The organism is Mycobacterium decipiens (assembly GCF_963853665.1).
GTDB classification, from domain to species: Bacteria; Actinomycetota; Actinomycetes; order Mycobacteriales; family Mycobacteriaceae; genus Mycobacterium; species Mycobacterium decipiens.
Genome location: NZ_OY970459.1, coordinates 2,561,285 through 2,573,800 on the forward strand (window position 1 = coordinate 2,561,285; position 12,516 = coordinate 2,573,800).

General features: G+C 64.1%; 8 protein-coding genes and 2 pseudogenes. 7 read left to right on the top strand and 3 right to left on the bottom strand.

Annotation, left to right across the window (positions count from 1 at the left end; genetic code table 11):
- Positions 1–22: 22 nt before the first annotated feature.
- Complete coding sequence (locus tag AADZ55_RS11385) at positions 23–1,549, bottom strand: DUF4185 domain-containing protein (RefSeq protein ID WP_085325912.1); 1,527 nt, start codon at positions 1,547–1,549, stop codon at positions 23–25.
- 267 nt (positions 1,550–1,816) lie between these two features.
- Between AADZ55_RS11385 and AADZ55_RS11390 the strand changes: the two genes are divergently transcribed.
- Positions 1,817–2,062 carry a hypothetical protein gene (locus AADZ55_RS11390; protein WP_085325914.1) on the top strand — a complete coding sequence of 82 codons (246 nt, stop codon included), beginning with the start codon at positions 1,817–1,819 and terminating at the stop codon, positions 2,060–2,062.
- Between the two features lie 214 nt (positions 2,063–2,276).
- On the opposite strand, the pseudogene AADZ55_RS11395 reads toward AADZ55_RS11390, so the two are convergent.
- Together AADZ55_RS11395 and AADZ55_RS11400 are read right to left on the bottom strand one after the other, a co-directional pair.
- A pseudogene (locus AADZ55_RS11395) lies at positions 2,277–3,386 on the bottom strand (glycosyltransferase); the annotation flags it as partial.
- A 97-nt stretch (positions 3,387–3,483) separates the two neighbouring features.
- The gene (locus tag AADZ55_RS11400; protein ID WP_207569114.1) at positions 3,484–4,428 is read right to left on the bottom strand and encodes a LysR family transcriptional regulator; all 945 of its coding nucleotides are present in this window, start codon (positions 4,426–4,428) and stop codon (positions 3,484–3,486) included.
- 187 nt (positions 4,429–4,615) lie between these two features.
- On the opposite strand from AADZ55_RS11400, the gene AADZ55_RS11405 reads away from it, so the two are divergent.
- From AADZ55_RS11405 to AADZ55_RS11430, 6 genes and pseudogenes are all read left to right on the top strand, one after another.
- A complete protein-coding gene (locus AADZ55_RS11405; RefSeq protein ID WP_085325917.1) occupies positions 4,616–5,737 on the top strand; it encodes a sulfite oxidase in 1,122 nt (373 codons plus the stop codon).
- 217 nt (positions 5,738–5,954) lie between these two features.
- Positions 5,955–8,795: an RND family transporter gene (locus AADZ55_RS11410; RefSeq protein WP_085325919.1), complete on the top strand. Its 2,841-nt coding sequence runs from the start codon at positions 5,955–5,957 to the stop codon at positions 8,793–8,795.
- A gap of 399 nt (positions 8,796–9,194) precedes the next feature.
- On the top strand, positions 9,195–10,466 hold the full coding sequence (locus AADZ55_RS11415) for an FAD-dependent oxidoreductase (RefSeq protein WP_085325921.1): 1,272 nt from the start codon (positions 9,195–9,197) through the stop codon (positions 10,464–10,466).
- Positions 10,463–11,059 carry a DUF4389 domain-containing protein gene (locus AADZ55_RS11420; RefSeq protein ID WP_085325923.1) on the top strand — a complete coding sequence of 199 codons (597 nt, stop codon included), beginning with the start codon at positions 10,463–10,465 and terminating at the stop codon, positions 11,057–11,059. The genes AADZ55_RS11415 and AADZ55_RS11420 overlap by 4 nt, the downstream gene beginning before the upstream one ends.
- The gene (locus AADZ55_RS11425) at positions 11,056–11,679 is read left to right on the top strand and encodes a class I SAM-dependent methyltransferase (RefSeq protein WP_085325925.1); all 624 of its coding nucleotides are present in this window, start codon (positions 11,056–11,058) and stop codon (positions 11,677–11,679) included. Before AADZ55_RS11420 ends, AADZ55_RS11425 begins: the two co-directional genes overlap by 4 nt.
- Positions 11,680–11,841: 162 nt before the next feature.
- A pseudogene (locus AADZ55_RS11430) lies at positions 11,842–12,361 on the top strand (PPE family protein); the annotation flags it as partial.
- Positions 12,362–12,516 lie beyond the last annotated feature (155 nt).

A 12,516-nucleotide genomic window follows, 5' to 3' on the forward strand; every position in this document is an offset into this window, starting at 1 on the left:
GGACATCGGCGGCGGCGCCGTGCTATGGCAGTACGGTGTGCATCAACATCACGTTATATGCCGACCACAGCGAAAGATTGAAATATACGTCTTTGCCCGTCGACCAGGGATGCATCATCGGCGCGTAGATGCCGCCAGGCATTTGGAAGGACGACACGAGCATTTGCTCTGGACTCCACGGTCCTTGCGGAGCCGGCGCGGTCCTTGCCACCACGTCGTTCATCCCGTTGGTGTACAGCGCCAGGTATTGCTTGAGATAGGTGTTGTATTGGACCGACATTTCGCCTACCGGGCCCGGGATCACGGGTGTGGCCGCGTCCGGCTTGCCTGGGACCCAGGAGTTCGAGTCGCCGTTGAAGTATTCGTACTTGGCTAGGTCGGGCACAAAGCGCTGCGAAACTCGCGCCAGATGCGCCGAACCGCCGCGCCCGGGCGGGGTTCCGAACGAGTAGAGGTAACCGTCGTTGGACTTGACGAACGCGCCCATCTGGAAATTCTCATTTCCCGGAACGAACTTGGCTCTCCCGCCGCTGCCCGGCCCCGACGCGCGGATGGTGCCCGGGTAGACCCCCCAGGTCTGGCCGTTGTCCTTGGACACCGCGATGCCCGAGTAGTTCGTCGTCCATTCTCCATCACGGCCCCAATTCCTGATGGACATGAAGTTGACGTACTGGGTTTTGCCGACGGAGATACCCGCGGTCGGAATGATGCCCGTCTCGTCTGGCGCCCATTTGATGCTGTTGATGAGCTGTTTGGAAAAGCCCGGTCGGTGTACCGGCGAACCGGAAAATCTGTTGGCGGCCTCGCCGGACGTCACATGGACGCCGTTGGCCAGGTCACGGTCTTGGCTCCGGAACAGGGTGTTGTATCGCCATTGATGGCCATCGACGGCGCAATAGCCGAACGTGTCGCCGAAGATCATCAGCACCTGATGGCTAGCGGGATCGCCGTTATCCCAGGGGATTCCGAGGTCGGTCCCGGAAATGCCGAAGCGCTCCAGGGTTTTGTTGGGGCTGTCCGGTCCGGTCACCCACTCGGCAAGTGACGTGCTAGCCCCGGCGATCGCGGCACCAGGATCTCCTGCCGCCTCCGGTGGGGCAGGGTCTGGTGCTGGTGCTGGTGCTGGTGCTGGGTTTGGAGCTAGCTGAGGAGCAGTCGGGGGCTGTTGGCCCGCGGCGGGAGGATGGGGCGCGGGATTGGGACCGGGGTTGGCCCTGGGTACCAGCGCCTGCTGTTGTAGCGGCGCGGAGGGGCGAGCACCCGGGTTGAGCAGGGCGGATATCAGTGGGCCCAGCTTGGGCAACGGTGCGCGTTCGTTGGCGCCGCGAGGCCTGCGCCCGGTCGGTAGCGGAGCGCGCCCAGGGTGTACCGGGCCGAGCGCCGTGCCCCCGGGGTCGGTCACGACAGCGTTCGGTGGCGGCGGAGCGTTGGCGGCGTCTCCGCTGCAAGGCGCCGCCATCGCCGGTGGCGCGAGGCCGATCGGAACGATGAGTCCGATGGCGGCCGCCGACGCCAGCGATAACGACACGATTCGAGGAATCGCCGACATGTCACACCTTCCCGGGCTGGACGTCGCGATTGACGTCCGCAGTTAGCTGATGTGACGATAGTGATCTCTGGGACTCTTGTGATCAGTGATCCATTGATAGGTATGCGTCCGTGACCGTGTCGCAACCCATCCGTTCACCTCCGACCCGATCCACGCCAGACCGTCGAAAGGTTTGACATCGCCTACCGCGGGTATGTTCGAAGGTAATTGCCGTCGGGCCGCCCGGGGGGGACGCAACGGAGAATCGGCCGGACAGGGAGGCTGAGAATGAACATAAGGAAGCTTGCGGGCACGGCGGCGCTTGCCGGTGGGCTGGGCGCTGCCGCGCTCGGACTCGGCGCCGGCCAGGCGCTGGCCGATCCGGGGCCACGGATACCACGACCACCGGTGCCGAATATCGACAATCCGATCAATTTGCGCCCGCTGTCGCCCGGACAGATCAAAAAGGTGTGCCCTTGGCAATCGCCACCCGGTCACTGGATCGGGGGACCGCACGGAATACCCTGCACCTGATCGGATTCGGGCATAACAAGCCACTACGCCCGTTGCCGGACGGCCGTCCTTAGCAAGGACCGCTCGGAATGCTGCGGCTAGGCATGGTTTCCTGGGTGGGGATTCCGCGTTGCACAGTTGCCAGCGCCGCGTTGGGCAGGCATTGCGGCACCTTCGATAGTGCGTGCAGCCCAGGGTAAATCTGGTCGTCCGGGTCACCGCCGCACCGGCTACTCAAGGCCGTGGCACCCAACGTCGTCAACATGCTGGCTGCCGCCCGTTGCCAGGTGAATATCTCGGCGCGACGCCGCGCGCAATGGCGGCGGTGCTGCTCGGGCCGGCTGACGATTGCGCGGGCCGCGTGTGCGATCGCCTCTGGGTGGTTGTCGGCGCAGGCACCGCTGTCCGCGGTGATGATCTCGGTCAGCGCCGACGTGCGGGAAACCACGGCTGGTGTGCCGCACGCCAGCGATTCGAGTGCGGCCAGCCCGAATGTCTCGTGCGGCCCGGGCGCCAATGCGACGTCGGCCGCCGCCAGCAGGCTGGCGACGGCGCGCCGATCGGAGATGAAGCCGGTGAAGTCGATTGGCAACCCGGTTGCCTTGCGTTCCAGCCTGGCCCGGAGCGGGCCCTCGCCAGCGATGACGAGTCGGGCGTCGACGCCGGCGTCGCACAATGCGGCGAGCGCGTCGATGCTGCGGTCGGCGTGCTTCTCCAACGACAGCCGGCCGCAGTGGACCAGCAGCATCTGCGTTGGTGTGGCCCAGCGGCGTCGAACCCGGGCCGAACGCCGTCTCGGGTGGAAGGTCTGCAGATCTACGCCCAGTGGGACGGTGACCGTATTTGTCGCCCCGATTCGGTCGAATTCTTCGCGCGCGAACCCGGTAGTGCACACCACGGTGTCGTAGTCGGCGGCAGTTCGTGCGTTGGCGAAGTCTGCGAACTTCTGCGCTGCTCGACGTGGAAGCAATTGGCCTGCAAAGCGATCAAGGCGTTCATGGGAAATCATCACCGTCGTAACGCCGTGTTCGCGGCCCCACCGGCCCAGTGACCTCAGGGTGAGCCGGTCCGAGACCTCCAAGGCGTCGGGTTGCAGTGCTTCCAGAAGAGTCCGCACCGGTCCCGGCATTGCCGCACGGTAACCACCTGTGAATGGAATGAACCTGGCAGGCAGGGTAATTCGCACGACACCTGTGCGTAGGTGGTGCCGTTCGGTGCGCGCACCCGGAACGATCAAGAACACGTCGTGACCACTGGCGCAGTACTCCGCGCCGAGCCGGTCCACCGCGGTGCGGAGGCCGCCCGAGCGAGGTCCGTAAAAGTTGGCGACCTGAACAACACGCATACCGTGAGAAGAACCGGCCGTCGTGTGCGGTCAACGACGTGGTATCGACGGTGCCCTGAACATAGTGTGAACTCCTGCGGATCGGACACTCGTCATGTTAGGTAGCAGCGCGGCCGGCGATGTGAGTAAGTAGGTCTCGGGCCGCTCCGGCAGGTGGAGTGCGCCCGCCCGCCCAAATGGCGCGGAGCTTCCGTCTGAGATCCAGCTCGGGTACCGCCACGGGGCACAGGCGACCGATTGCGAGGTCGTCGGCAACCGCGAGTCGGCTCATCACCGCGGGTCCCGCGCCGGCGACGACGGCGGCGCGCACCGCAGCGGCAGAGGACAATTCGAGGACCGGATGTGCTTGCTGTGGGGAGTCACCCAGCGTTCGGCTCAGGGCTGCGGTCAACGAATCGCGCGTCCCCGACCCTGGCTCGCGGGTGACAAGCGGGGTTTGGCTCAGTTCCCGTGCACTCAGTGATCGCTGGCGACGAGCCCACCGGTGATCGGCCGGAACGACCACCACAAGCTCATCGCTGCCAACCACCCGGCTGCGTAACCCTGTTGGTATGTATGGGGTTTCGATGAAGCCAAGATCGGCGGTCCCAGCGTGCACGCCGGCAATCGCCTGGTCGCTATTGGTGGCCGTCATGATGATCTCGGGAGCGGCTGCGCCGGTCCGGGCGTTCGTAACTTGCAAGGACACCAGCCAGCGTGGCATGAGTTGTTCGGCGATCGTCAGGCTCGCTGCCACTTTGATGCGTTTGCGCCTTTCCGATCGCAACGAGGCCAACCCGGCGTCCATATGTTGTGCGACGTCGAGCAAGCGATCTGCCCACTCGGCGACGACCACTCCGGCGGGTGTCAAGTGTGAGCCGCGCGGGGTCCTGACGACTAGGGCCACTCCGGTCTGAGTCTCAATTGACGCCAGCCGCGCCGACACCGCCTGCTGCGTCAGGCCGAACTCGCGGCCCGCTGCACCGAGACTACCGGTCCGCGCGATCGCCAAAAATATTCCGAGCGCGGACAGTTCGGGCATGCGAGCGCTGAGGGGCGGCATGGCCTAGCCAGACGCTGCCCGTCGGGTTGCTCGCATTGGGCCCTCCAGTCATGGATCGCTATCCTGTGCACCGGCAAGAATACACAAGTGCGCCTTGTGTGAAGGCCATCCGGCACAAGAAAAACTTGTGAGCGCACAAGGTCAAACCCTCTACCGATAGTTCCGCCAACGGCGAACAATCGGAGTCATGCTGGAGACCGCCGGGTTATGGGGCAAGCGTGACGACATGATCGTGCGTGGCGGCTTGCCGTACAACGCCGAACCACCACCGGCCGTGTTGGCTGCCAGCGACATCACCCCGATCAATGCGTTCTATGCCCGCAATCACGGCCCAGTCCCGGACATCGCGCCGGAGCACTGGCGGTTGACGGTCGACGGGCTGGTGGATAGCCCGCTTACCGTGACCTACGAACGGCTGACCAGTGAGTTCGACCAACACACCGTGGTGGCGACGCTGGCGTGCGCCGGCAATCGACGTGCCGAGCTGCTGCGGGTGCGACCGATCCCGGGTAAAGATCCTTGGGAGCACGGGGCAATCTCGACCGCTCAGTGGCGCGGTGTCCGTCTTGCAGACGTCCTCAAGGCCGCCGAGGTGCACCTCGGCGAGGGGTTGCATGTCGCGTTCGAAGCTCCGGACGTCGCCGAGGAGGCTCGCCCCGTACAGCCCTACGGCAGCTCTATCCCGTTGCGCAAGGCGCTGTCGTCGGAGGTTCTGCTGGCATGGCAGATGAACTCCGAACCGTTGCCGCCTGCCCACGGAGGTCCGGTTCGCGTAGTGGTTCCCGGATACGTTGGGGCTCGCAGCGTCAAATGGGTCACGGCCATCACCGTGCAACCTGGCCCTTCGCAGAACTACTTTCAGGCTCTGGACTACCGCATCCTTCCGCCGGACGCCGATGCCGACCTCGTCGCGCCGGGCGAAGGAATTTCGCTATCGTCGCTGGCGCTCAACTGCGACATCCTCGACCCCACCGATGGCGATGACGTGCCGTCTGGAGCGCTGACGATTCGTGGCTACGGGATCGCCGGTGATGGCCGCAGCGTTGAGCGTGTCGACATATCCCTCGACGACGGGCTGACCTGGCAGCAGGCCGACTTGCACGCCGCGCCCAGTCAGTGGTCCTGGCGCCCGTGGTCGCTGACCGTCGACGTCGAGCCGGGACCTTTGGGCATCATCGCGCGCGCCTGGGACGACACCGGGACGCTGCAGCCCGAATCAGCGGCGTCCCTGTGGAATCCGCGCGGATACGGCAACAACGCTTGGGCCCGCGTCGCGTTGCGCGTGGGTCAGGCGGTAACTCGGTCATAGCCGCAAACTTGGATGAGTTGGGGGAAGCGCGAGTTGGGAAGGTACCCGACGCGCCGGCTAACGCCGAAAGCGCTACCGATCCGCTGGGTAGGGTGGTTGAATTAGCCGACTCGCTCTGCGGCTACGCCGCGAGGCACATGAGGCGAAGGTGATACCAGTTGACGGTACTAGCCGGCGGCGTGATATCCGACCCGGTGGCGTTGCTTAGGCTGATGCGGTGACCGCCATAGGACGATTCATCCATCGCTACGCGCTATGGATCGTGGTCGTCTGGACTCTGGCGGCAATCATCGCCAATGGCTTTGCCGTGCCACTCGAGCAGGTCATCACCGCCGAGGATCAGCCTTTCTCGCCGTCTGGCACCGCCACTTCGCTTGCCGTGCAACGGTCGGCCGCGGCGTTCGGCGAAATGCCCGGCGACAACACCGGGTACCTGGTGCTTGAGCGGAACGAGTCCCTCAATGACCAAGACCGGGCGTTCTACGATCAGTTGGTCGCGGCGCTTCGCGCCGATTCCCGCCATGTCATCGAGGTAGTGGACTGGTGGGGCGTCCCGGCCATGAAAGATGCGGTCCGAAGCGAGGATCATCGCGCAGTGACTGCGGCCTTGCGCTTTGGCGGCATGGTTGGCACGTCGCAAGCCAGGGAGTCGATAGCCGTCGTGCGCAACATCGTGGCACAACTGCACCCTCCCGACGGCTTGCACGTATTCGTCACCGGTGCCGGCGCCACCATCGTGGACGAGTTCGCGGCGATCGACAGGCAGATGCCGTTCATCACGACGATGACGATCGCGGCGTTGCTATTCCTGTTGTTGATCGTCTACCGGTCCCTGATCACGGCGATGGTGCCGTTGCTATCGGTCGTCGTTGCCCTAGCTGTGGACAAGCCGATCGTTTCCGTGCTTGTCCAACGCGAAGTCATCGAGGTTTCCCTGTTTTCCGTCGGACTGGGTATTGCGGTCGTTGTCGGAACGGGTACCGGCTTCGCGATCTTTCTGATCGGGCGCTACCACGAGCGGCGAAGGCAAAGCGTCGCCCCAGCGGCTGCATTGGCCGATGCGTATCGCGGTGTGGCGCCGGCGATCGTGGGCTCCACGCTTATCGTGGTCACGCCTCTGGTCGCCATGGGTTGGGTGAGCCTCGCGTGGATCGGTATGTTCGCGACAACCGGAGTTCTTTGCTTCATCGGCGTTCTCACAGTTGGCCTGGCCGCATTGACGTTGACCCCGGCGCTCATTGCGCTCGCCAGCCGCGCCAACCTGCTCGAACCCCCACGAGATGAACGCATCCAGCGGCGATTTCGGCGCATCGGCACCCATGTGGCGCGCTGGCCGGCACCGATTTTGATCGGCAGCGGCGTTTTCGTGTTCATCCTGATGCTTGCCCTGCCGGGAGTGCCGATTGGGTGGGACGAAGCCGCGGCAACCCCGGCCGCGGCCGAATCCAATCGCGGTTACCGGGCGGCCGAGCGCCACTTCGCTCCCAACCAACTGCTGCCCACCGTGGTCACCATCGAAACCGACCACGACATCCGCAATCCCACCGGACTCACTGCCATCGAACGAATCACCGCTGCGATTATGGGTATTCCCGGTGTGCGGATGGTGCGGTCAGCGAGCCACCCCAACGGATTGGTGTCCAAGCAAGCTGCCTTGACCACCACGGCGGGGAATCTCGGTGATCAGCTGGACGCATTTTCTGACCGGCTCACATCCCGTGAGGCGACGTTCGCCAATCTCGAAACCGCGCTCCGCGACGTGGTGTCAGCCCTCGATCTGCTTCAGACTGGCGTCCGACAGGACGCCTACGGAATTGGTCAGGTGAGTTTGGCCGTCCGATTAATGCAGGACGCGCTGATCAAGCTGCAGGGCGACGCCGCTGACGTCTACGACATTTTTGACCCGCTGCGGGGTTTTGTCGCGGCGATACCAGACTGCGGGGACAATCTCGTGTGTTCTGCTGCCCAAGAGGTGGTGCAGTGGGCAAATACCGTCGTTGAAAGCTGCACGAAGCTGGTCGATGCGGCAGGACAGCTCGCCAGGGGGATAGCGGACGCCGCCTCGGCGACCTCAGGCGTACCAGGCCTCGCGAATGCGTTGAACAGCGCCAGCGGTGAACTGGCGCAGGTAAGAGCGTCAGCGGCAGGTTTGAAAGAGATACTCAGCAATGTCGGAGTGGCCCCATTGGGAGAGCTTCCCGAGTATTTGCACGAACTCGCCGCGGCCTCCCAGGATGCCCCCGGCGTGGACCTCCATGCCGCCCGGAAGATTCTGACCGACCCGAATATGCGGCCAGCCTTGGACTACTTTGTCTCACCAAACGGCCATGCAACGCGTCTACTCGTCTACGGCGACCGGAGCGAATGGGGCAATGATGGCGCCCAACAGGCACGCGCCATCGTGGCCGTCGTACAGGAGGAAACCAAGGAGGACACGCTCAAGCCCACGGCCGTTGAACTCACCGGCGTTGGACCGGCTACCCGTGACCTTCAAGATCTGGTGGGCAGAGACCTTGCCTTGCTGGCGGTCATCACATTCGCCGTAATTCTCGCGATCGCCGCACTGCTTCTGCGAAGTCCGCTCGCCGGGCTTGTCGTCCTCGCCACCATCGCCGCGTCGTACATCTGCGCGCTTGGCGCCAGCGTACTGATTTGGAAACACATACTGGGCCACGACTTGCACTGGTCGGTGTTGCCGATTGCGTTTGTGTTGCTGATAGCCGTGGGCTCGGGCTGCAACCTGCTCTTCGCGCTGCGCATCCGCGAAGAGCTTCCCGCCGGGCCACGAACCAGTATCATCCGAGCGTTCGCCACGACAGGGGCAGTGGTTACCGCCGCTGGAATCGTGCTTGGGACAACAATGTTCGCGCTTGCCGCGAGTAGCGTGCTAAGTGTCGCGCAAATCGGTGTCGCCGTTGGCAGCGGGCTAGTGCTGGACGCCCTCGTGATGCGTAGTTTCGTGCTGCCCGCCCTGATGGTGGTGCTGGGCCGTTGGCTGTGGTGGCCGCGTAAATCGGTCAGCACGGGGCAGCTGCCTGAGCCAGTCGCTATCCAGTGAGCTGCCCCGCGACACCTTTTCCCGCAGGCGCGGCAACGCTTCTCGGTGTTCGTGTGACCGGATCCACCGGGTGAGTTGGTCTGCGGTGCCCTCGTTTCCCGGGCATGTGGAGCTGACTAGTTTCAGATCACCTTGAGCCGCAACGAATTCGCCTGCCTTGCCAGGTACCACGCGATGCAGGAAGATACCGGTGTGGGTGGGCGGTTGTTCGCCGTGCGCGAGGATCAGCTCCGAAGCGGACCGCAGGTACCCGCCTGCGGCACCTTCGGCGCGTACGGCCTGGCTTCTGCCTTGAACCGATTCGCGCGCGCTTACGTATCCAGGAGTATGACGAGCCGAAGCGAAGTATCCGTCTTGCGTCGATGCGCGGGTTAAACCGTCGGGAGCCCACTTCGAGAAATGCCTGGTAACCAGGTTTTGGCGAAGCCGCCGGCGGCGCCGAAGGCGGCGCCGCTACGGATTCTTGTCATCGGAGCCGGTGTGAGCGGCATTTCCGCGGCGCGGGGGCTGTTGCGCGACGGACATGACGTAACCGTGTTCGACCAGCGCTCGGATTTGCAGGCGGGCGGCGGCGCCGTGACCATCTGGTCGAATGGGGCAACGGTTCTGGGCCAACTGGGCGTCGACATGGACGCGGCGGGTCAGCAGCTATCCAGCGTGCGGGTGTTGACCTCCAAGGGGCACGTGCTTGCGATCCTGGACGTGGCCGCCATGGTCAACCGGCTAGGCGCCCCTGTTCGGATGGTCCCCCGTCGTGTCCTGCTTGAACGGCTGCTGGAAGGCTTCCCGACGGATCGCATCCGATGCGGCTGCCGTGCGGTGGGGGTAGTCAGCAGGCCCGGTGGGGTGCGCGTCGAGTTCGATGACGGCAGCTCGGCCGATGGAGATCTGGCAATCGGTGCGGATGGCCTGCACTCGATGGTCCGAGATGTCGTTGGCGCGCCGGCTGCGCAGACGACCGGCTGGTGCAGCTGGCAGGGACTCGTCCGTCTCCCGGACGTCGTTGACGATAGGCGCGTGGCGCAGGTCATCATCGGTGAGGGCGGAAATACCGGTCTGTGGCCGGCCGGGGACTGCGATGTGCAGTGGTGGTTCGACCTGCCCTGGTCCCACGACTTCGTGCGACCGCATCGTCCGATCGAGGTGATTCGGTCGCATTTCGGCGGTTGGTCCGACCCGGTCGATCGAGTGCTCGCCGCTTTGACCGACGATGATCTTGCCCCCTCGCCATTCCCACACTTTCGACATCCGATTCCTGGGAAGGGCCAGGGAGCGCTGACCTTGCTCGGTGACGCCGCACATACGATGCCGCCCACCCTCGCGCAGGGGACCAATCAGGCGCTGCTCGACACGATGGTGTTGTGCAGGGCGCTATCAGGTGTCCGGAACAGAAGTAGCGGCAGCAAAAGCGATCAGCTCTCACGCGCGCTGCGCTGGTACGAGAAGATCAGGCGACGCAGGGTCAGGGCAGTGTCCAGGGTGGCGTCGCTGCGGGTGTGCCACGGTGAGGCCGTGCTGCGGCCGGCGGCGTTGATCTCGGACCGGCTGCACACCTGGGCACTCACCATGTTTCTGGATCTGACGAGTCACCGTCGAATGTCGGCAAAGATTAGCCGTGGCCTCGCGGCCACACCTGCTACACCGCGTTCTTCGTCTGGGTTGGCGCGATGAGCAAACCGCCTAATCCCGTCCGGGTCCGAGGTGGTCTCGACGCCCCATCCCGGTGGCTCTGGCTCGTCAAGTGGTGCGTGCTGGCCGTTCCGCACTACCCCATATTGGTATTTCTATACCTGGTCTATCCACTACTGACCGTCGTTGCCGGCGTTGCGATCTTGTTCACCGGGCGGTATCCCCGGCCAATCTTCGACTTCAACGTGGGAGTGCTGCGCTGGTCGTGGCGAGTCATGAATTACCGATTTCCGATGAACTGCACCGACAAGTACCCACCCTTTACGTTGCGGTCTCGGCCGGACTACCCGGGCGATCTGGAGGTCGACTATCCGGAACGGCTGACGAGATGGGCGGTTCTGGTGAAGTGGTGGCTGCTCGGGCTCCCGCAGATACTGCTGTGTTGGGCGATGGAGCCGCTGCTGCAGGTGCTTTGCGTTATCAACGCGGTGTGGTTGCTGTGCGCCGGGAGGATTCACCGGGGCATGTTCGATCTACTGATGGGCATCGTTCGATGGCGTTACCGGGTGGCGGTGTACGTTTCGTTGATGCGTGACGAATATCCGCCGTTCCAACTCGATCTAGGTGACCGATAACGCGCCGTAATCCGTTGTTCCCGTACGTGTATCGAATCGGCATGCCGATCTTCGACCGGTTGTTCTATTGCCGATACCGTCGAGCGGCGATCACCCATGCGACCGGCCGGCTGCTGATGATCGGGCTCGGCCCGGGGGCCGATTTGAAGTATGTTCCGCCGGCAGTCACCTCAGTCGCCGCCGTGGAGCCGGTGGCGGCGTTCCGCCGGATGGCGGCTCGTCTTGCTCGCCATTGCGGCATTGCCGTCGACATCGTCGATGGGCAGGGCGAGTCGATTCCGTTCCCGGACAACAGTTTCGACTCGGTACACGTTGGGTTGGTGCTGTGTTCAGTCGATGATGTGGCCGCAACTCTCGACGAGATCCGGCGGGTGCTCGTGCCCGGAGGCAGGTTGGTCGTCCTCGAACACGTCCGCGGAGAGGGCGCGATGGGGCGATTCCAGGACATGATCGCAAAGCCGTGGTCGTGGATTTCGTCGGGCTGTCATCCAAACCGCCGAACCATCGACGCCATTGCCGCGGCCGGATTCGATACCTCGGGGTTGCGCAGCATCCCCCGAACCTTGGTGCCGCCGCCCTGCACACCTCATCTGCAAGGATTTGCCACCCTGCTCAAATGAAGAACGGGAGTCGACAAGTAATGCCTCGAACTAATTGTCAGATCTTGAACCTTCCTCCGACAAAGGTATAGGATAAAAGATCCGACGTCCGGGGGTGGGCGCCGCGAATGCGGCGGGATCTAAAGCGGGATTTAAAGAATGACAAATAGGGGGCCTGTGGTGATGAATTTCTCGGTGTTGCCGCCGGAGGTCAACTCCGCACGGCTGTTCTCGGGTGCGGGTTCCGGTCCGATGTTGGCAGCGGCCGCGGCGTGGAATGGGTTGGCAGACGAGTTGGCATCGGCGGCGTCGTCATTTTCCTCGGTGACGTCGGGCCTTACGGCTGGGCCGAGCCAGGCGTGGCAGGGTCTGGCGTCGGCGGCGATGACGGCCGCGGCGGCTCCTTATACGGCGTGGCTGAGTGCGGCGGCGGCTCGGGCGACGGGGATGGCTGGGCAGGCGCAATGGGTGACCGATGCATTTGAGGCTGCGCGGGCCGCGATGATTCATCCGCTGGTCGTGGCGGCCAACCGGAATGGGTTGGTGCAGTTGGTGTTGTCGAATTTTTTCGGGCAGAACGCGCCGGCGATTGCGGCAGCTGAGGCCGAGTATGAGGAGATGTGGGCCCAGGACGTGACCGCGATGGCGAGTTACCATGCCGGGGCTTCGGCGGCCGCCGCGCAGCTGGCGCCGTGGCAGGAATCGCTGCGACATCTGGCGACCCAGCTCGCCGCGGCGTTGGGCCTCAGCCCAGTTACAAACCCGGTACCCAGCGACCCAACATTAGAGAGTCAAACCACCAATTTCGGCTTGTTCACAATCACGTCCCTTGCCGACACCGCCGACGATAATTTTGTC